This is a genomic window from Micromonospora sp. NPDC049204 (genome assembly GCF_040647935.1).
GTDB lineage: Bacteria > Actinomycetota > Actinomycetes > Mycobacteriales > Micromonosporaceae > Micromonospora.
The window spans coordinates 52129-72382 of record NZ_JBEZDC010000007.1 but is presented as its reverse complement, the minus strand read 5'-3'; the positions used below and the strand labels follow the sequence as shown (position 1 = coordinate 72382).

The window sequence follows — 20254 nt, the reverse complement described above, 5'->3', positions numbered from 1 at the left end:
ACCCCGCCGCCGGTCGTGATATCCGCCTCAGAAGGGATGCCCCATGGCGTCGCCGGAATTCGAGGGCGATCCGGACGATCCGCTGGCCGGGCACCCGGGCGCGCTACGCCCGCTGAGCGGCGAACTGGTCGCCGCGGTGCTCGCCGCCCGTGGCCGGTCCGTCGGCCTGACCGAGGGCGGCGAGTTGGTGGGTCGCTTCGACGACAACATGATCTGGTTCCTGCGCCTCGGCGGGGACGGCGAGCTGCTCCAGGTCCGCACGATGGTCACCCCCACCTTCGGAATCGAGCAGGTGCCCGCCCTGTACGCCTTCTGCAACTCGTGGAACCACGACCGGCTGTGGCCCAAGGCGTTCGTGCACGTCGACGACGACGGTCGGGCCCGGGTCTACGGCGAGGTGGTCACCGACCTGGAACGCGGGGTGACCCCGCACCAACTCGACCAACTGCTCGACTGTGGCATCTCCACCGGCTGCCAGCTCGCCGTGGCCGTCCGTCGACTGCCCGGCGCGGTGCCGTCGTGACCGGCCGGGACGAGTTCACCGGCAGTCGCACCGACCGGGCGGACGGGTCCGGCGATCCGGACCTCACCCGACGGCCGCCCGTGCAGCGTGACCCGGTACTGGTGAGCGCGCTCGCCGACGCGCGGGACCTGCCCGACGGACCGGCCCGGCTGCTGGCCCTCGAACGGCTCGCCGAGCGGGCCGACTCGTCCGGGGACCTCCGGTCCGCCCTGGACGCCCGGTTCGCGCTGATCGAGGCGTACCTGTTGCACGGCGAGCGGTGGCGGCTGGTCGAGCCGGTACGCAGGTGCCGGGCCGCCGCCGACTACCGGCCCGAGCTGCTCAGCGAGGACGAGGCTCCCCTGCTGCTGCGCCTGCAGCGATACGCCGTGGAGGCGCTGCTCGGCACCCCTCGGGTGGGGCTGGACCAGACCCGGTCCCTCCTGGACGACCTGGCCCACCGGATCGGGGCGGACGGCCCCGAGGCGCCGACCGTCGCGGAGCTGCGCTGCCGGATCGCCGACCACCTCGGCGACGAGCCCACCGCCCGCCACTGGTACCAGCGGTGGGCGGGCACGGTCGGCACCCCGTCCGGTGGCTGCCCCGGTTGCGCCCCGGCCCGCCGCGCTGAGCTGCTCGCCGGCTGGGGGGAGTGGCGCGCCGCGCTGGACGAGCTGCGGGAGCCCACCGGCGACGCGGAGAGTTGCACCGACCAGCCCGAGCGGGCGCTGGTGGCCGGCCTGCTACCCGAACTGCGCGTCGGCGAGGCCGAGCGGGCCGCGGCGGCGCACGTGCGGGCGTACCGGCGGCACCGGCGCGAGCGCGCGGCCTTTCCCCACCTCGCCGCACACCTGCGGTTCTGCGCTCTCGGCGGGCACCTGGACCGTGGGCTGAGCATTCTGGCCGAGCAACTGCCCCGGTTGGACCGGCCCACCGACGATCTCGCGGCGATGGAGTTCGCCGCTGCCGGTGCGCTGGTCTGCGCGGTGGCCGTCGAGGCCGGGCTCGGTCTGCGCACGGTGCCCCGTCCGGCTTACGGCGGGCGACCGGCCACCGACCTGGACGTGGCCACTGTCGGCGCGTTGCTGCTCGCGATGGTCAACGAGCTGGCCGGCAGCTTCGACGCCCGCAACGGCACCGGCCACCACTCCGGACGGATGGCCGCCTGGCTCGCCGAGCGTCCGCTGGCGGCCGCGGTGCCCCTGCCCGCCGACGACGAGCCCGCCGACGACGGATCGGGCGACGACGGATCCGCCGACGAGGGATCCGGCGACGTCGGAGCCGACGACGCTTCGCCCGGCGGCGCAGAGCGTGACTCCGACGACGAGCGGGAGCTGGTGACGCTCACCGTCGACCTGATCACGGCCGCCCTGGACCGCCGCGGGGACCGCTACGTCGTGGAGGAGGGCGAGCGGGTGGTGGGACTGTGGGATGGGGTGGTGATCCAGTTCCGCCGGGCCGGCGAGCGCGGCGAGGTGCTGCACGCCCGGGCCATGGCCACCCGCCGGCTGCCGGCGACCCGCCGCTCCGAGGCGTACGCCTTCTGTAACGCCTGGAACCACGACCGGCTGCTGCCCAAGGCGTACGCGCACGACCTCGGCGGTGAGTTGGTGCTGGCCGGTGACGTGGCCACCGACCTGACCCACGGGGTGGCTCCGGCGCAGCTCACGGTGCTGGTGGACGCCGCCATCACCACCGGCGTCGCCTACGCCGAGGCGGTCGCCGCGCTGCCCTGACCCCCGGGCGCGGCGACGCCGGCCCACCCCGAACGGAGTGGACCGGCGTCAGCGGACAGGCTCAGACCTCGACGACGGTGGGCACGATCATCGGGCGACGACGGTACTTGTCGTTGACCCACCGCCCCACGGTCCGGCGGACGATCTGCTGGAGCTGGTGCGGGTCGGTGATGCCGTCCGCCGCGGCCCGGTTGAGCGCCTCGGTGACCAGCGGGACCACCGGGTTGAACGCCTCCGGGTCCTCGGAGAAGCCCTTCGCGGACAACGTCGGGCCGGCGACCACCTTGCCGGTGACCGAGTCCACGACGACAGTGGTGGCGATGAAGCCGCCGTCGCCGAGGATCCGCCGCTCGGTGAGCAGCGACTCGCTGACGTCACCGACGGCGAGGCCGTCCACGTAGACGTACCGGCTCTTCACGTGCCCGACCAGGCTGGCGCGGCCCTCGACCAGGTCGACCACGTCGCCGTCCTCGCAGATCACCACCCGGTCGGCGGCGACCCCGGACTCGATGCCGAGCCGGGCGTGGGCGCGCAGGTGCCGCCACTCCCCGTGCACGGGCATCAGGTTGCTGGGCCGGACCACGTTGAGCAGGTAGAGCAGCTCTCCGGCGGGGGCGTGCCCGGAGACGTGCACCTTCGCGACGTCCTTGTGCACGACCACCGCGCCGGCCCGGGCCAACCGGTTGATCACCCGGTAGACGGAGGTCTCGTTGCCGGGCACCAGCGAGGAGGCCAGCACGACGGTGTCACCGGGGGCGATGGTGATGTGCCGGTGGTCGCCGCTGGCCATCCGGCCCAGCGCGCTCATCGGCTCACCCTGCGAACCGGTGGACATCAGCACGATCTGGTCCGGCGGCAGCGTGGTCGCCTCGTCGATGCTGATGACCAGCCCGGCCGGGATGTTGAGCAGGCCCAGGTCCCGGGCGATGCCCATGTTGCGGACCATGGACCGGCCGATCAGCGCGACCTTGCGGCCGTGCTCCGCGGCGGAGTCGAAGACCTGCTGCACGCGGTGCACGTGCGAGGCGAACGAGGCCACGATGATGCGGCCCTTGGCCTTCGCGAAGATCGAGTCGAGCACCGGCCCGATTTCCCGCTCCGGGGTGACGAAGCCGGGGATCTCCGCGTTGGTGGAGTCGGACAGCAGCAGGTCGACGCCCTCGGCGCCGAGCCGGGCGAAGCCGGCCAGGTCGGTGATCCGACCGTCCAGCGGGAGCTGGTCCATCTTGAAGTCGCCGGTGTGCAGCACCAGGCCGGCGGGGGTGCGGATGGCCACCGCGAGGGCGTCCGGGATCGAGTGGTTGACCGCGAAGAACTCACACTCGAACGGGCCGAGCCGCTCCCGGCCACCCTCCCGCACGGTCAGCGTGTACGGCTGGATCCGCCGCTCGGCCAACTTGGCCTCGACCAGCGCGAGGGTGAACTGTGAGCCGACCAGCGGGATGTCGGGTTTGTGGGCGAGCAGGTACGGCACCGCGCCGATGTGGTCCTCGTGGCCGTGGGTCAGCACGATGGCCTGGACGTCGGCGAGCCGGTCCAGGATCGGGCCGAAGTCGGGCAGGATCAGATCCACGCCCGGTTGCTCGACGTCGGGGAAGAGCACCCCGCAGTCGACGATCAGCAACTTGCCGTCGTACTCGAAGACGGTCATGTTCCGACCGATGGCGCCGAGCCCGCCGAGCGGGATGATCCGCAGGCCGCCTTCCGGCAGCGGCGGGGGTAGTTCCGCCTCGATGTGCGCCTCGGTCACGCGTCCACCTCATTCTGCGACGCCGTCACTCGGCGCCCATCGTGTCGTTCGTTCATTCGGGCAGCTCCAGGCCCGCTGCGGCGAAGTCCGCGCGCAGCTGGGCGATCTCGTCGGTGGTGGCGTCCACGAGCGGGGGGCGCACCGGGCCGGCCGGCAGGCCCAGCGATGTCAGGCCCGCCTTCACCAGGATGGCTCCCTGGGTGCGGAAGATGCCGGTGAACAGCGGCAGCAGCCGCCGGTGCAGGGCAAGTGCGGCCGGCAGGTCCCCCGCGTCGTACGCCTCGATCATCTGTGCGGTCAGCGCCCCGGTGAAGTGCGTCGAGGTGCCGACCACACCCACGCTGCCGATGGCCAGCGCCGGCAGGGTGAGGGCGTCCTCGCCGCAGTAGAAGGCGAGGGCGGTCCGGCTGGTCACCCAGCCGGTGGCGATCAGGTCGCTCTTGGCGTCCTTGACCGCGACGATCCGGCCATGCTCGGCGAGCCGGACCAGCGTCTCGGTGTCGATCGGCACGCCGGAGCGGTGCGGGATGTCGTACAGCATCACCGGGAGGCCGCTGGCGTCGGCGACGGCGGTGAAGTGTCGCAGCAACCCGCTCTGCGGCGGCTTGTTGTAGTACGGGGTGACCACCAGCAGGCCGTGTGCACCCGCCTTCTCGGCGGCGGCGGCCAGCTCGATGGTGTGCCGGGTGTCGTTGGTGCCGACCCCGGCAACCACCTTGGCACGGTCACCGACGGCCTCCACCACGGCCCGGATCAGGCGTTCCTTCTCCGCGTCGGTGGTGGTCGGCGACTCGCCGGTGGTGCCGTTGACCACCAGCGCGTCGTTGCCCTGCTCGTCGACCAGGTGGCTCGCCAACCGGGCGGCGCCGTCCAGGTCGAGCGAGCCGTCAGGGGTGAACGGGCTCACCATGGCGGTGAGCACCCGGCCGAAGGGGCGGGACGCCGGTCGGGCGGCGGCGTCGAGGTGGTCGTGCGTCATACCCTCCAACCTAGCGGACGACCAGCCGGGCGCCGCCGGGGAAGGGCTCAGGACGCCTCGTGCGGGCTGGCCGCCACCTCGGTGCCGTCCGGCAGCGTGGAGATCACGAAGTCGGCGAACACGTTCGGGGCGACCCCCTGCAGCTGGCGCAGGCACTCCACGGCCAGCTCACGGATCTCCACGTCGGCGTGCTCGGTGGCCCGCATCGCGATGAAGTGCCGCCACGCCCGGTAGTTGCCGGAGACCACGATCCGGGTCTCGGTGGCGTTGGGCAGCACCGCCCGGGCGGCCTGCCGGGCCTGCTTGCGGCGCAGCGTCGGGTTCGGCTCGTCGGAGAAGCGCTGCTCCAGGCCCTCCAACAACTCGGTGTACGCCTGAACGCTCGCCTCGGCGGCCGCCATGAACTTCTTGTGCAGCTCCGGGTCGTCGGCGATGACCGCCGGCTCGACCATGGCCGCGTCCCGTTCCGGGACGTAGCGCTGGGACAGCTGGGAGTACGAGAAGTGCCGGTGCCGGATCAGCTCGTGGGTGAAGGAGCGGGACACCCCGGTGAAGTAGAAGGTGACCGATCCGTGTTCCAGCACCGACAGGTGCCCGACGTCGAGAATGTGCGCCAGGTAGCCGGCGTTGGTGGCGGTCGCCGGGTTCGGCTTCTTCCACGACTGGTAGCAGGCCCGGCCGGCGAACTCGGCGAGCGCCTGACCACCCTCCGCATCGGTCGACCACGGCACGTCGTCCGGGGCCGCGAACTGGGTCCACGCGATCAACTTGACCTGGGGCTGCACCATCTCCGGCATTCCTGGGACTGTAGTGGCGCGGCGCCTCCGGCCCCAACTCAGGCGCGCCCCGTGCAATGTCGATCACTCAGGCAGCGAGTCCTCCGCCCGCAAGATCGCGCCACATCTCGGATGTAGTGGCATCCGTCGCGCCCGACCCCACTACATCCAGGATCGAGCACGATCATGGGTGGCGTAGGTGCGTCGGAGCGCAACGGGCAGCGGCGCGGTCAGACGTACAGCGAGGTGAACGGCGCCCAGGGCAGGTTGCGCAGCACCGAGAACGCGAGCCACACGCCCATGAACCCCACGATGACCTTCGAGCTGATCCGCAACTCCGGCAGTCGCCAACCGAACGCCTGGTTGGCCGCCCAGGCGACGAAGAGGTACGCGAGGAACGGCAGCGCGAAGACGAACAGGAAGTGGTGCCGGGCGGCGGCTGGCAGGTCGGCGTGCAGCACGTACCAGAGTGCGCGGGTGCCACCGCAGCCTGGGCAGTCCAGCCCGGTGGTCAGCTTGAGCAGACAGGTGGGCGCGGCGTCCGGAGGGGCGTCGGCCGGATTGCTGAGCAGCGCGTAACCCATGCCGGCGGCGACGCAGCCGACCGCGGCCAGCGGCACCGCCCAGCGCGGTGACCGCTCGTAGAGACGCAGCACGAACCTGGTGAGCCGGTCCGGCTCGGGCGCCGGGTAGCCACCCGGCGGGGTCGTCGGCCAACCACCCGCACCGACGCCACCCGGACCGACACCAGCCGGGTCAGCCGGCACGGTGTGCACCGCCCCGGGGGCGGGCTGCGGCTGGTCGACCGGACCGGGAGCGCTCGTCACGCGCTCACGGTACACCGGACACGCCGGCCAACGCGGCGGTGAGCGGACCGGCCAGGTCGCCGCCCAGCGGTGGTGCCACCGCGTCCAGGCCGAGCCAGCCGGCGAGCCGGTGCAACTCGGCGGCGAGCGCCACCGCGGTCTCCGCCGGGTCGGCGTCGGGCTCGATCCAGGCGGCCGGCACCAGCAGCACCCCGGCCTTGCGGTCGGCCTTCAGGTCGACCCGGGCGGTGAACCGGTCGCCCTGCAGGAACGGCAACACGTAGTAGCCGTAGACCCGCTGTGGCGCCGGGACGTAGATCTCGATCCGGTAGGCGAACCCGAACAGCCGCTCGGTGCGGGCACGTTCCCAGATCAGCGGGTCGAAGGGGCTGACCAGCGTGTTGCCCCGAATCCACCGGGGCAGCCGCGCGGACGCGTGCAGCCAGGCCGGCTGTCGCCAGCCGGCCACGGTGACCGGCAGCAGCTCACCGGCCTCGGCCAGCTCGGCGACGGCCTGCCGGGCACCGGCCAGCGGCAACCGGAAGTAGTCGCGCAGCTCCGGCTCGGCGGCCACCCCGAGCGACCGCGCGGCAAGGGCCACAAGCGTGCGGTACGCCTCGGCGTCGGTCGGGGTGGGCGCGGCCAGCACCGCCGGGGGCAGCACCCGCTCGGGTAGGTCGTAGCGGCGGGCGAAGGAGGTGCTGCGCTCCGCGGCGGCCACCTCACCGGCCCAGAACAGGAACTCCAGGGCCCGCTTGACCGCCGACCAGTTCCACCCCCAGTTGCCGGTCTCCCGTGGTGCGTCGTGCTCGATCTCGGCAGCGGTCAGCGGGCCGCGGGCGGCCACCTCGTCGCGAACCCAGGCGACCAGCTCCGGCTGCTCCTGGGCGATTCGGCGCATGCCGCCCCAGGATTCGCTGTGTGCTCGGGCCATCCGCCAGCGCAGCATCGGGTGCAGCTCGACCGGGACCAACGACGCCTCGTGACCCCAGTATTCGAACAACTCGCGGGGACGGCGGTAGGCGGCCTGGTCGAGCATCGTGGTCGGGTAGGGCCCGAGCCGGCTGTAGAGCGGCAGGTAGTGCGCGCGTTGCAGCACGTTCACCGAGTCCATCTGGATCAGGTTGACCCGATCCAGCACCCGACGCAGGTGCCGGCGGGTGGGCACGCCGGCTGGCGCCGGGTCGGCGAAGCCCTGAGCGGCGAGCGCCACCCGTCGAGCCTGGGCGAGCGAGAGTGATTCCGGTGCGGCCATCGTCGGCGACCTTAATTCATCGGTACGACGCCGGTGCGGGAAGCTGGACGCGACGACCAACGGGGCATAGAACGGTGCAATGCTGACCATCCGTCGAGAGGAGCCGGACGACGCCGAGGCGGTCGCCCGGGTGCACGTGCACGGCTGGCAGGCGGGCTACGCCGGCTTCATGCCGGACGAGGTGCTGGCCCGGCTGAACGTGGCCGCCTGGGCGCAGCGTCGCCGCGACATCGGCACCGCCGACCCGGACCACCCGTTCACCACCCTGCTCGGCGAGGTGGACGGGCTGGTCGTGGGCTTCACGACCTTCGGGCCGTACCGCCGCGACCAGGACCGCGACGACCTGGACCCGACGGTCGGCGAGGTGCTGGCGATCTACGTGGAGCCGGCGTGCTGGGGTGACGGGACCGCCACCGCGCTGCTGGCCGCCGCCCGGACCGGGCTGCACGAGCGGGGCTGGACCGACTATCGGCTGTGGGTGCTGGCGGACAACCGGCGGGCCCGCCGATTCTGCGAGCGGGCCGGGTTGTCACCGGACGGTGAGCAGTCGACCTACCAGGTGCCGCTTGCCGGTGGGAGCCCGCCGGTGGGGCTGGTCGAGCTGCGGTACGCCGGACGCCTCGACGGCTGAGCCGCCCGAGGTCAGCCAACCGCGGATCGGGAGGAAGGCCAGCAGCGCGAGGCTGATCCACACGTAGGCGTTGCTGCCCAGGAAACCGTCGACACCGGTGAAGTCCTTCTCCCAGAACCAGACGGTCCGGCTGATCAACAGCACGTACGCGATGGTCGCGGCGACCAGCAGGACCCACCGCCGACGGCCGGCCGGCGCGGCCATGGCGTTGTCGACGAGCAGGATCAGCGCGGGCAGCAGCCAGACCAGGTGGTGCACCCAGGTGACCGGGCTGACCAGGCACATCACCGCGCCGGTCAACGCCAGGCCGGTGAGCTCGTCACCAGCCCGGACGGCGGCCCGGGACCGCCAGGCCCAGAGTGCCAGGGTGCCGAGCACCAGCAGCAGCCACAGCAGGGTGCTCGGGTGCTCCGGGTCGAGTCGGGCGACCACCCCGCGCAGCGACTGGTTGGAGACGAAGGCGAGCTCCCCCACCCGTCCGGTGTTCCACAGCGCCTCGGTCCAGAACTCCCGGGACGCGTCCGGGAAGAGCGCACCGGCCAGCAGCGACACCCCGGCGGCCGTCCCGCAGGCGGTGAGCGCCGCCCGCCACCGCCCGGTCACCAGCAGGTAGACGATGAACACGCCCGGGGTCAGTTTGATCGCGGTGGCGAGCCCGATGCCCACCCCGGCCCACCGGTTGCCGGCCGGCAGCAGCCGCAGCAGATCCACCGCCACCAGGAAGAGCAGCAGCGTGTTGACCTGGCCGAAGTTGATCGTCTCCCGCATCGGCTCGAACGCGGCGGCCAGGCAGAGCGCCACCGCGAGGGCGAACCACCGGGTCCAGCCGGCCCGGCGGGCGATCGGGTCGACCAGCCACCAGATGAGCACCGTGGTGGTGACCACGCTGGCGAGCACGCTCACCACGATCGCGGCCGTCCACGGCAGGTACGCCATCGGCAGCATGACCAGCGCGGCGAACGGCGGGTAGGTGAAGCCGTACTGGGTGCTCGGCTTGAGGTAGTCGTAGATCTCCCCGCCGTCGTGCACCCACCAGGTCAACGCGCCGTAGTAGACCTTCAGGTCGAAGAAGCCGTGCCGCACCGCCGCGACGGCGAGGAACGCGGTGACCGCCGCGGCGAGCACCACCACCCCGACGACCTGCGCGGTCGTCCTCCTGGCACCCTGCGCCACCGTCGTCTCCCTCGTCCTGCGTAGGCTTCCGTCCCATGGCTCTCGGGTACGTCCGCCCGGCGCGTCCTGAGGACGCCGGCGAGATCGCACGCATCCAACTCGCGACCTGGCGGGTCGCGTACCGTCGGATCCTGCCTCGGCACGTGCTCGACAACCTGGACGAGGCGTTCCTCGCCCGGCGGTGGAGCGCCGCGGTGCTGGAGCCGCCCTCGGGCGCGCACCGGGTGCTGGTCGCCGTCGAACAGGCCGAGCAATCGTATCTGGTGGGGTTCGCCGCCTCCGGTCCGGCCGACGCGGAGGCGCTGGCCCCGGGCGAGCCGGCGGACGCGCTCGGCCCGGACGTGGCCGCCGTGACCGATCTGCTGGTGGAGCCGCGGTGGGGCCGGCGCGGGCACGGCAGCCGGTTGCTCGCCGCCGCCGTCGACCTGTGGCGGGAGGACGGTCTGAGCCGGGCGGTGGCCTGGGCGTTCGAGGGTGACGAGGCGACCCGGAAGTTCCTCACCAGCACCGGGTGGGAGCTCGACGGCGCGGCCCGCGCCCTGGACGTCGACGACATGCTGGTCCCCCAGGTACGCCTGCACGTGGGCGTACCGACGGAGAAGGTGTCGACGGACGACGAGCCTGCGGGCTGACCCTCGGTCCCGGACGCCGGCCCGCTCCGGCGCGTCCGGCCAGCGGTGCTGGGTCGATGTCGGACCGGTCGCCTACCGTCAGGCCCATGAGCTCAGCCACCGCGCCGCTGTCGGCGCCGACCGCCGAGGAGCACCTGGAGGACTTGCGGGTCGAGTTGACCGGTTACTGCTACCGGATGCTCGGCTCACTGTTCGACGCCGAGGACGCTGTGCAGGAGACTCTGCTGCGGGCCTGGCGCGGGTGGGACGGCTTCGACGGCCGGTCCAGCACGCGCACCTGGGCCTACCGGATCGCCACCAATGTCTGCCTCGATCTGCTGCGGGGTCGGCGGCGGCGGGCCCTGCCGACGGACTTCGGCGATCCGTCGTCGCCGTTGGCGGCAAGCCTCGGTGACGCCGAGACGGGTTGGTTGGGGCCGGCGCCGGATGCCGCGGTGCTGCCCACGGCGGATCCGGCCGAGCTGGTGGTGCTTCGGGACTCGGTCCGGTTGGCGTTCGTCGCCGCACTACAGCACCTGCCTGCCCGGCAGCGCGCGGCGCTGATCCTGCGGGACGTGCTGGGCTGGCACGCCGACGAGGTCGCCAGGCTGCTCGACACCAGCGTGCCGGCCGTCAACAGTGCGCTGCAGCGCGCCCGGGCCACGCTCGCCGACCGGGACGGCGGGGCGACAGGTCCGGCGTTGGACGAGGAGCACCGCGACCTGTTGGACCGCTACGTGCGGGTGTTCGAGCGGTACGACATCGACGCCCTGGTGGGTCTGCTGCGCGAGGACGTGGTGCACAGCATGCCTCCGTACCGGATGTGGTTGTCCGGTGCGGCCGACATCGGCCGGTGGATGACCTCCGGGCCGGGGTCCGGCTGCCGGGGCTCGCGGCTCCTTCGGGTGTCGGCCAACGGCGGCCCGGCGCTGGCGCAGTACCGTCCCGACCGGGCGGGGGGTCACCGACCGTTCTCCGTCCAGCTCATCGACGTCGCCGACGGTCAGATCATCCGGCTCACCCACTTCCTGGAGCCGGCGCTCTTCGCCCGCTTCGGCCTGCCCGACCGAATCGCCTGACCGCGCACCGATGAGTTCGGGGGCGGACGGTCGTCCACCCTCCGACACCAGCCGTGACCAGGAGGGCAAGAGACGATGCGGACAGCACACCAAGCAGCCGGGCGTCGGGAGTGGATCGGGCTGGCGGTGCTCGCCCTGCCGACCCTGCTGCTGGCACTCGACCTGAGCGTGCTCTACCTGGCCCTGCCCAGCCTCAGCGCGGACCTCGGCGCCGACAGCACCCAGCAGTTGTGGATCACCGATGCCTACGGCTTCCTGATAGCCGGTTTCCTGGTCACGATGGGCACCCTGGGCGACCGGGTGGGCCGTCGACGCCTGTTGCTGATCGGGGCCGGGGCGTTCGCCGTGGTCTCGGTGGTGGCCGCGTACGCGCCGAACCCGCCGCTGCTGATCGCCGCGCGGGCACTGCTCGGCGTCGCCGGGGCCACGCTGATGCCCTCCACGCTGGCCCTGATCAGCAACATGTTCCAGGTCCCGGCTCAGCGCGCGGTCGCGGTCGGGGTCTGGATGAGCTGCTTCATGGGCGGGATGGCGGTCGGCCCGGTGATCGGCGGGGTGCTCCTGGAGAATTTCTGGTGGGGGTCGGCGTTCCTGCTGGGCGTGCCCGTGATGGTGGTGTTGCTGGTGACCGCGCCGCTGCTGCTTCCGGAGTTCCGCGACCCACACCCCGGTCGACTCGACCTGGTCAGCGTCGGGTTGTCGCTCGCCACCATCCTGCCGGTGGTCTACGGCGTCAAGGAGTTGGCCCGGCACGGTTGGCGTCCGCTGGCCGTGCTGGCGATCGGGACCGGCCTGCTGATCGGGGTGGCCTTCGTCCGGCGGCAGCGCCGGCTGCCTCATCCGCTGCTGGACGTGGCCCTCTTCGCCAACCGCACGTTCACCGCCGCGCTGCTGCTGTTCCTGCTCAACGGCGTGTTGATGGGCGGGACCTTCCTGCTCGTCAGCCAATGGCTGCAACTGGTCGAGGGGCTGACGCCGCTGCGCGCCGGGCTGCTGCTGGTGCCGCAGGCGGTGGCGATGATCGGTGCGACCACCCTGGCGCCGTTGCTGGCCCGCCGGTTCCGGCCGGGGCACGTCATGGCCGTCGGGCAACTGGTCACGGCGGCGGGCTTCCTGCTCCTCACCGGGGTGGAGGGCGACCACGCCCTCCTCGTCGTCCTGGTCGCCTTCGTCGTCGCCTCGGTCGGGATCGCACTGCCGTCGGCCCTGGTCACCGACCTGATCGTGGGGTCGGCCCCGCCTCAGCGGGCCGGCTCGGCAGCGTCGATGTCCGAGACCAGCGGCGAGTTGGGCATCGCGCTGGGTGTGGCGGTACTGGGCAGCGTGGGGGCCGCCGTCTACCGTGCCGAGCTGGGTCCGGCGCTGCCCGCGGGGCTGTCCGCCGAGGCGGCGGCCCGGGCCCGCGACGGGCTGGCCGGGGCGGTGACGGTGGCCGGTGAGGTGCCGAGCGGGGTCAGTGCCGCACTTGTCGACGCCGCTCGGGCGGCCTACACGAGTGGGCTGGTCGTGACGGCCACCGCCGGTGCCGTCCTGCTGCTCGGGCTCGCCGTGGTCGCCGCGTTGGCGTTCCGGTCGGTGCCGCCCTACGCGTCGGTCGATGCCGAGCCAGCCCAGCCTGAGGAGACCGCACCGGTCACGGGTCAGCGCTGATACCGCGAGTCGCCGCCCGCTCCGGAGGTGGTGGAACGGACCGGTCAGTCGAGCAGCGCGTCCAGGGCGACGGTGAGGCCGGGGCGGTTGCGCACCGCGCGGACGGCCAGCAGCACGCCCGGCATGAACGACACCCGGTCGTACGAGTCGTGCCGGATGGTGAGCGTCTCGCCGGTGGTGCCGAAGAGCACCTCCTGGTGGGCGACGAGTCCGCTGGCGCGCACCGCGTGCACGCGTACCCCGTCGATGTCGGCGCCGCGCGCACCCGGCACCTCGTCCTTGGTGGCGTCCGGGACCGGGCCGAGGCCGGCGTCGGCGCGGGCCTGGGCGATCTTTCGGGCGGTGTGCGTGGCGGTGCCGCTGGGCGCGTCCAGCTTGCCCGGGTGGTGCTGCTCGATGATCTCGACGGACTCGAAGTGCCGGGCGGCCCGCGCGGCGAACTGCATCATCAGCACCGCGCCGATGCCGAAGTTCGGGGCGATCACCACACCCACCTCGGGCTTGTCGGCCAGCCAGCCGCGCACCTGCTCCAGCCGCTGCTCGGTGAAGCCGGTCGTGCCGACCACCGCGCTGATGCCCTGCTCGACGCACCACCGGAGGTTGTCCATGACGACGTCCGGGGTGGTGAAGTCGACGACCACGTCAGCGCCGGAGGCGGCGGAGAGGTCGTCACCCTGGTCGATGGCGGCGACCAGATCGAGGTCGGCGGCGGCGTCGACCGCCTTGCAGACCTCGATGCCCATCCGGCCGCGCGCACCCAGCACACCGACCCGCAGCGGCTCGGCCGGGGTCTTTCCCTGCTCGTCAGTCACGGGGCACAACCTATCCCAATCGGGACGTGCCCTTCGGGCCGGACCCGACCCGGACCACTGACCGGGCAGCCCTCAGACGGTGAAGTCGCCCGCGCCGAACGGGCCGACCACGGCCAGCGACATGGGCCGGCTGAGCAGCTCGGCGGCGAGGACGTTCACGTCCTGCACGGTGACCTCGTCGACCCGGCGGAGCAGCTCGTCCACCGGCATCAGGTCGCCGTAGAGCAGCTCACCCTTGGCCAGTCGGCTCATCCGGGAACCGGTGTCCTCCAGGCCGAGCACGAACGAGCCCTTGCTCATCCCCTTGCCGCGGGCCACCTCCGCCTCGGTCAACCCGTCGGCGGCGACCCGGGCCAGCTCGGCGCGGGTCAGGGCCAGCACCTCGTCCACCTTGCCCGGTGCGCAGCCGGCGTAGACGGCGAACAGGCCGGTGTCGGCGTACTGGCTGGCGTAGGAGTAGACCGAGTACGCCAGGCCGCGCTGCTCGCGGATCTCCTGGAACAGGCGGCTGGACATGCCACCGCCGAGCACGTTGTTGAGCACCCCGAGGGCGAAGCGCCGATCATCGAGGCGGTCGATGCCGGGGCAGCCGAGGATGACGTGCGCCTGCTCGGTCTCCTTCGGCTCCACCAGGGTGGTCGCCGGCTTGGTGCGTACCGCCGGGGTGGCCGCGCGGTGCGGCGCCGGGGTGGCCGGGTCGCTGTCCAGTGGGGTGCCCCGCACGGCCTGGCGGACCATCTTCACGACCGTGGCGTGGTCCAGGTTGCCGGCGGCGGCGATGACGATCTGCGGCGCGGTGTAGCGGCCCCGGTAGAAACTCTGGATCTGCTTGCGGGTCATCGGCGTGACCGTCTCGGCGGTGCCGGAGATCAGCCGACCCAGCGGGTGCTCCCCGTAGACGGCCTGGACGAAGAGGTCGTGCACCTCGTCACCGGGCTCGTCGTCGTGCATGGCGATCTCTTCCAGGATCACGCCACGCTCGGTCTCGACGTCGGCCGGCTCCAACAGCGAGTCGGCGACCGCGTCGCACATCACGTCGATCGCGAGCGGCAGATCCTCGTCCAGCACCCGCGCGTAGTAGCAGGTGTATTCCTTCGTGGTGAACGCGTTCGTCTCACCACCCACCGCCTCGATCTGCGAGGAGATCTCCAGCGCGGTGCGCTTGTGGGTGCCCTTGAAGAGCAGGTGCTCGAGGAAGTGCGCGGCACCGGCCTGCGGGCCGGTCTCGTCGCGGGAGCCGACCGCCACCCAGACGCCGAACGAGACGCTGCGCATCGTCGGGATCGCCTCGGTGAGGACGCGCAGGCCGCTGGGCAGCACGGTACGTCGTACCGTGCCGCCCAGCGGGTCGTCGCTGAGCGTCCGGGTCACCGCGCGGGCGGTGCCGCCGGAGCGGCCCGCCCCGGTGTCCCGGGACGCAGCCACCCCCCGTCGATCCGGTGGAAACGGCGCACTGAAGGCCCGACTCACGACTTGCTCCCGGTTCGACGAGGGGTGGGTGATGCGAGGTACGACGATCAGCTGTGCCGGGTCCGGCGGCGCGGACGCTCGCCGCCCTCGCCACCCTCGCCGCCGCCGCCACCGTTGCCGCCTTCGCCGCCACGCTCGGGGCCACGGCCACCTCGGTCGCCGCCACGCTCACGGTCGCCCCGGTCACGCGGAGCCCGGTCGCCCCGGTCCCGACCAGCCGGCCGGTCGCCAGCGGCGGCCTCACCGGCGGCCGGAGCCTCGGTGCCCTCCGGGCGGACCTTGTCGAGGTAGATCTTGCCGCGGGCGTCGATGTCCGCGATCTCGACCTCGACCCGGTCACCGACGTTGAGGAAGTCCTCGACGCGCTCGACCCGCTTGCCGTCGCCCACCTTGGAGATGTGCAGCAGGCCGTCACGGCCCGGCAGCAGCGAGATGAACGCCCCGAACGCGGCGGTCTTGACCACCGTGCCGAGGAACCGCTCGCCCTGCTTCGGCAGCGTCGGGTTGGCGATGCCGTTGATCCGGTCGACGGCCGCCTGGGCCGACGGGCCGTTGGTGGCGCCGACGTAGATCGTGCCGTCGTCCTCGATGGAGATCTCGGCGCCGGTCTCGTCCTGGATCGCGTTGATGGTCTGCCCCTTCGGGCCGATCACCATGCCGATCTTGTCGACCGGGATCTTGACGGTGGTGACCCGCGGCGCGTAGTCCGACATCTCGGCCGGAGCCTCGATCGCGGCCTTCATGACACCGAGGATGACCTGCCGGGCCTCGTTCGCCTGCTGCAACGCGGCAGCCAGCACGTCCGACGGGATGCCGTTGAGCTTGGTGTCGAGCTGGAGCGCGGTGACGAACTCCGGGGTGCCGGCAACCTTGAAGTCCATGTCACCGAACGCGTCCTCGGCACCGAGGATGTCGGTGAGCGTCACGTACTGGGTCTTGCCGTCCACCTCGTCGGAGATGAGCCCCATCGCGATGCCGGCGACCGGTGCCTTCAGCGGGACACCCGCTGAGAGCAGGCCCAGCGTCGACGCGCAGACCGAACCCATCGAGGTGGAGCCGTTGGAGCCGAGCGCCTCCGACACCTGCCGGATGGCGTACGGGAACTCCTCGCGCGACGGCAGCACCGGGATCAGCGCACGCTCGGCGAGCGCGCCGTGCCCGATCTCGCGACGCTTCGGCGAGCCGACCCGGCCGGTCTCCCCGGTCGAGTACGGCGGGAAGTTGTAGTTGTGCATGTAGCGCTTGCGGTTCTCGGGGGACAGCGTGTCCACCATCTGCTCCATGCGGAGCATGTTCAGCGTGGTGACGCCCAGGATCTGGGTCTCGCCCCGCTCGAACAGCGCCGAACCGTGCACCCGGGGCAGCACGCCGACCTCGGCGGTCAGCGCCCGGATGTCACGCGGGCCACGGCCGTCCATGCGGACCTGCTCGCGCAGCACGCGGTTGCGGACCTCGGACTTGGTGAGCGACCGGAAGGCGGCGCTGAGCTCCTTCTCCCGACCCTCGAACCGAGCGCCCAGCTCCTCGGCGACACGGGCCTTGACCCGGTCCAGGGCCTCCTCGCGGTCGGCCTTGCCGGCGATGGTGATCGCCTCGGCGACCTCGCCGCGGGCCAGCTCGGAGACGGCGTCGTACACGTCGTCCTGGTAGTCCAGGAAGACCGGGAACTCGGTGACCGGCTTGGCGGCGACCTCGGCCAGCTCGCTCTGCGCGCGGCACAGCTCACGGATCGCCGGCTTGGCGGCCTCCAGACCGCTGGCCACGACCTCCTCGGTCGGGGCGGTGGCGCCGGCCGAGATCAGGGCGACGGCGTTCGGGGTGGCCTCCGCCTCGACCATCATGATCGCGACGTCACCGTCCTCGAGCGTGCGACCGGCCACGACCATGTCGAAGGTGGCGCGAGCCAGCTCCTCCAGGGTCGGGAAGGCAACCCACTGGCCGTCGATGTGGGCGACGCGGGTCGCACCGATCGGGCCGGAGAACGGCAGGCCGGAGAGCTTGGTCGACATCGAGGCGGCGTTGATCGCCACGACGTCGTACGGGTGCTGCGGGTCGAGCGCGAGGATGGTCTCGACGACCTGGACCTCGTTGCGCAGACCCTTCACGAAGGACGGGCGCAGCGGCCGGTCGATCAGGCGGCAGGTGAGGATCGCGTCCTCGCTGGGCCGGCCCTCACGGCGGAAGAACGAGCCGGGAATGCGGCCCGCGGCGTACATCCGCTCCTCGACGTCGACGGTCAGCGGGAAGAAGTCGAACTGCTCCTTCGGGTGCTTACCGGCGGTGGTGGCGGAGAGAACGACCGTCTCGCCCAACTGGGCGATGACGGAACCGGCGGCCTGGCGAGCCAGCCGGCCGGTGGAGAAGGTGATCTCGCGGGTGCCGAAGGACCCGTTGTCGATCACAGCGGTGCGGGATTCGGTGCCGAGTTTGGTCTCGGTCATGTGCTGTCGTGCTCCTTCGCGTCGTGGGCCCACGACATCGGGGAGCTGCTCAGCCGGCCGGTCTTCGATCGAAGCGCCCGGGGGCCGGCTCGATGCCGGGGTTCCCGGGGGCCACTACCGGAGACCGGTACGCTGACCGGCTCCCTCTCGGGTGGTCGCGCGGCCCGTGTTTCTTCAGGTGGGACGCCGTACGGGGGAGCGGCCGGTCGGCCACTCCCCCGTCACGTCACCGGCGCAGGCCGAGCCGCTCGATGAGCGACCGGTAGCGGGCAATGTCCTTCTTCTGGACGTAGTTGAGCAGCCGACGGCGACGGCCGACCAGCAGCAGCAGCCCACGGCGGCTGTGGTGGTCGTGCTTGTGCACCTTCAGGTGCTCGGTGAGCTCGGCGATCCGCTTGGTGAGGACCGCGACCTGAACCTCCGGCGAACCGGTGTCGCCCTCGGCGGTCGCGTACTCCGCGCGGATGCTGGCCTTGGCTTCCTGGTCGAGCGCCATGTTCTCCCTGTTTCGATGGGTTGATCAAGTAGGTGTCCGTCGTCCCGATGGACCGGGAACGGACCGGTACCTCGCACCCGCGGCGTCGAGCAGGCACGCGAGGCCCCACGCCGGTCACCCGACGTCTCGGCAAGACTACCAGCACTCGCCGGTAACACCCGGCGAAGGGCCTTGGCGGCGTCACCCCACGACGCTCAGGCCAGCGCGCGCCGGGTGCGTTCGACGTCCTGATTCATCTGGGCGATCAACGGTTCGATCGAGTCGTACCGGATCTGACCGCGCAGGTGCGCCACGAAGTCCAGGGCGAGCCGCTCGCCGTACAGGTCGCCGGTGAAGTCCAGCGCGTACGCCTCGACCCGCCGCTCCCGCCCGGAGAACGTCGGGTTGGTGCCCACCGACACCGCCGCCAGCAACGGCTCGTGCTGCCCGCGACGGATCAGCCGGGCCGCGTACACCCCGTCGGCCGGGACCGCCGCGTACCGGTGGCAGAGCAGGTTGGCGGTGGGAAAGCCCAGTTCCCGCCCCCGCTGGTCACCGCGGACCACCACACCTTCCAACCGGTGGGGGCGGCCGAGCGCGGCGGCGGCCGCGCCGACGTCGCCCGCGTCGACGCAGGAACGGATGTACGTGGAGGAGAAGACGGTGCCGTCCTCGACGACCAGCGGGCTGCCCTCCACCCCGAAGCCGAAGGTCTGCCCGAGCCGCTCCAGCAGCGCCACGTCGCCGGCCGCCCGGTGCCCGAACCGGAAGTTGCTGCCGACCACCACCAGCGCGCCGTGCAGGTGCTCGACCAGGACGTCGTGCACGAACTGTTCGGCCGGCAGCCGGGAGAACTCCGGTGTGAACGGCACCACACAGAGCACGTCCACGCCGAGCTGCTCGATCAGTTCCGCCTTGCGGGCCGGCTCGGTGAGCACCGCCGGATGCGACCCGGGGCGGACCACCTCGGCCGGGTGCGGGTCGAAGGTGACCACCACCGACTGCACGCCCAACTCCCGGGCGCGGGCCACCGTGTGCCCGATGGTCGCCTGGTGCCCCTTGTGCACGCCGTCGAAGACGCCGATGGTGACGACCGAGCGCCCCCACCCACCGGGCGCCGCGTCGTACCCCCGCCACCGCTGCATGCCGTTCCCTCCTGCTGTCCCGCCGTCCGGCGGGTCGACACCGCCGGCCCCGGGCCGGCGGACCTGCTCCCCGCCGTCAGGCCGGGGCGAGCACGATCTCCGCGCGGGCCCGCCCGTCCCGCTCGCTGACGATAGCGATCAGGCCGCCGGCCGGCCCGAAGACGGCGTACGGCCCGGTGAGGCCGGCCGGGTCCAGCGGCCCACCGTGGGCGAGCACCCGGGCCTCGTCGGGAGTGGCCTCCCGGCGTGGGAAGAAGCGGTCGGCCGCCGCGTCCAACGGCAGGTTCACCACATCCGGGGCGCGCTGCTCCAACTGGTCGAGGGTCGCCGCCTCGGCGAGGGCGAAGCCACCCACGGCGGTGCGGCGCAGGGCCGTGAGGTGGCCTCCGACGCCGAGTGCCAGGCCCGCGTCCCGGGCGATGGCCCGGATGTACGTGCCGGAGGAGCAGGTCACGTCCACGTCCACGTCCACCACGTCCGGCTCGGTGCGGCGGATCGCCAGCACCTCCAGCCGGGAGATGGTGACCCGCCGGGCCGGCAGTTCGACGCTCTCCCCGTCGCGGACCCGCTTGTACGCCCGCTGCCCGTCGATCTTGATGGCGCTGACCGCGCTCGGCACCTGGTCGACCTCGCCGCTCAGCCCGGCCAGCGCGGACCTGATCGCCTCGTCGCTGACCTGGTCGGCGGGCGTGGTGGCGGTCACGTCGCCCTCGGCGTCGTCGGTGACGGTGGACTGCCCGAGCCGGATGGTGCCGGTGTAGCTCTTGCCCGCGCCGATCACGTACGTCAGCAGCCGGGTGGCCCGGCCGACGCCGATCACCAGCACACCTGTCGCCATCGGGTCGAGGGTGCCGCCGTGCCCCACCCGTCGGGTCTTCGCCAGTCGGCGGATGCGTGCCACCACGTCGTGCGACGTCATGCCGCCGGGCTTGTCGACCACGATCAGACCATCGGTGCTCACGT

Annotated in this window: 18 protein-coding genes; 6 read left to right on the top strand and 12 right to left on the bottom strand. The window is 72.3% G+C overall.

The features are described 5' to 3' along the window. The first annotated feature begins 43 nt into the window (after positions 1–43). Together AB0A90_RS15590 and AB0A90_RS15585 are read left to right on the top strand one after the other, a co-directional pair. Entirely contained in the window at positions 44–523 is a 480-nt protein-coding gene (locus AB0A90_RS15590) for a YbjN domain-containing protein (protein ID WP_357247345.1), read from the top strand. 80 nt (positions 524–603) lie between these two features. Further along, entirely contained in the window at positions 604–2238 is a 1635-nt protein-coding gene (locus tag AB0A90_RS15585; protein WP_357248045.1) for a YbjN domain-containing protein, read from the top strand. A gap of 61 nt (positions 2239–2299) precedes the next feature. Here AB0A90_RS15585 and AB0A90_RS15580 read toward each other — a convergent pair whose 3' ends face one another. The 5 genes from AB0A90_RS15580 to AB0A90_RS15560 all read right to left on the bottom strand — a co-directional run bounded on the left by AB0A90_RS15580 (position 2300) and on the right by AB0A90_RS15560 (position 7804). Continuing rightward, the gene (locus tag AB0A90_RS15580; RefSeq protein ID WP_357247342.1) at positions 2300–3988 is read right to left on the bottom strand and encodes a ribonuclease J; all 1689 of its coding nucleotides are present in this window, start codon (positions 3986–3988) and stop codon (positions 2300–2302) included. Between the two features lie 52 nt (positions 3989–4040). After that, the gene (dapA, locus tag AB0A90_RS15575; RefSeq protein WP_357247340.1) at positions 4041–4967 is read right to left on the bottom strand and encodes a 4-hydroxy-tetrahydrodipicolinate synthase; all 927 of its coding nucleotides are present in this window, start codon (positions 4965–4967) and stop codon (positions 4041–4043) included. Positions 4968–5014: 47 nt separating this feature from the next. Beyond that, entirely contained in the window at positions 5015–5755 is a 741-nt protein-coding gene (thyX, locus tag AB0A90_RS15570; RefSeq protein WP_357248042.1) for an FAD-dependent thymidylate synthase, read from the bottom strand. Positions 5756–5973: 218 nt separating this feature from the next. After that, a complete protein-coding gene (locus tag AB0A90_RS15565) occupies positions 5974–6570 on the bottom strand; it encodes a DUF2752 domain-containing protein (protein WP_357247338.1) in 597 nt (198 codons plus the stop codon). A 4-nt stretch (positions 6571–6574) separates the two neighbouring features. Then, entirely contained in the window at positions 6575–7804 is a 1230-nt protein-coding gene (locus AB0A90_RS15560) for a crosslink repair DNA glycosylase YcaQ family protein (RefSeq protein WP_357248039.1), read from the bottom strand. 79 nt (positions 7805–7883) lie between these two features. Between AB0A90_RS15560 and AB0A90_RS15555 the strand changes: the two genes are divergently transcribed. Then, positions 7884–8435, top strand: a complete 552-nt coding sequence (locus AB0A90_RS15555; protein ID WP_357247334.1) for a GNAT family N-acetyltransferase — start codon at positions 7884–7886, stop codon at positions 8433–8435. Here AB0A90_RS15555 and AB0A90_RS15550 read toward each other — a convergent pair. After that, positions 8334–9608: a glycosyltransferase 87 family protein gene (locus AB0A90_RS15550; protein WP_357247331.1), complete on the bottom strand. Its 1275-nt coding sequence runs from the start codon at positions 9606–9608 to the stop codon at positions 8334–8336. The two genes, AB0A90_RS15555 and AB0A90_RS15550, sit on opposite strands and share 102 nt — an antisense overlap. 35 nt (positions 9609–9643) lie before the next feature. Between AB0A90_RS15550 and AB0A90_RS15545 the strand changes: the two genes are divergently transcribed. The 3 genes from AB0A90_RS15545 to AB0A90_RS15535 all read left to right on the top strand — a co-directional run bounded on the left by AB0A90_RS15545 (position 9644) and on the right by AB0A90_RS15535 (position 12948). Beyond that, the gene (locus AB0A90_RS15545; RefSeq protein WP_357247328.1) at positions 9644–10240 is read left to right on the top strand and encodes a GNAT family N-acetyltransferase; all 597 of its coding nucleotides are present in this window, start codon (positions 9644–9646) and stop codon (positions 10238–10240) included. 86 nt (positions 10241–10326) lie between these two features. Further along, entirely contained in the window at positions 10327–11298 is a 972-nt protein-coding gene (locus tag AB0A90_RS15540; protein ID WP_357247325.1) for a sigma-70 family RNA polymerase sigma factor, read from the top strand. A gap of 75 nt (positions 11299–11373) precedes the next feature. Then, positions 11374–12948, top strand: coding sequence for an MFS transporter (locus AB0A90_RS15535; protein ID WP_357247322.1), 1575 nt, complete (start codon positions 11374–11376; stop codon positions 12946–12948). 44 nt (positions 12949–12992) lie between these two features. Here AB0A90_RS15535 and dapB read toward each other — a convergent pair whose 3' ends face one another. The 6 genes from dapB to truB all read right to left on the bottom strand — a co-directional run bounded on the left by dapB (position 12993) and on the right by truB (position 20252). Then, positions 12993–13760, bottom strand: coding sequence for a 4-hydroxy-tetrahydrodipicolinate reductase (gene dapB, locus AB0A90_RS15530; RefSeq protein WP_357247320.1), 768 nt, complete (start codon positions 13758–13760; stop codon positions 12993–12995). 72 nt (positions 13761–13832) lie between these two features. Then, complete coding sequence (locus AB0A90_RS15525) at positions 13833–15230, bottom strand: pitrilysin family protein (protein ID WP_357247317.1); 1398 nt, start codon at positions 15228–15230, stop codon at positions 13833–13835. Between the two features lie 47 nt (positions 15231–15277). Next, positions 15278–17671, bottom strand: a complete 2394-nt coding sequence (locus tag AB0A90_RS15520; RefSeq protein WP_357247315.1) for a polyribonucleotide nucleotidyltransferase — start codon at positions 17669–17671, stop codon at positions 15278–15280. Positions 17672–17897: 226 nt separating this feature from the next. Beyond that, the gene (gene rpsO / locus AB0A90_RS15515; protein WP_030337594.1) at positions 17898–18167 is read right to left on the bottom strand and encodes a 30S ribosomal protein S15; all 270 of its coding nucleotides are present in this window, start codon (positions 18165–18167) and stop codon (positions 17898–17900) included. 194 nt (positions 18168–18361) lie between these two features. Beyond that, entirely contained in the window at positions 18362–19291 is a 930-nt protein-coding gene (locus AB0A90_RS15510) for a bifunctional riboflavin kinase/FAD synthetase (protein WP_357247312.1), read from the bottom strand. A 76-nt stretch (positions 19292–19367) separates the two neighbouring features. After that, on the bottom strand, positions 19368–20252 hold the full coding sequence (gene truB / locus AB0A90_RS15505) for a tRNA pseudouridine(55) synthase TruB (RefSeq protein ID WP_357247309.1): 885 nt from the start codon (positions 20250–20252) through the stop codon (positions 19368–19370). Positions 20253–20254: the final 2 nt, after the last annotated feature.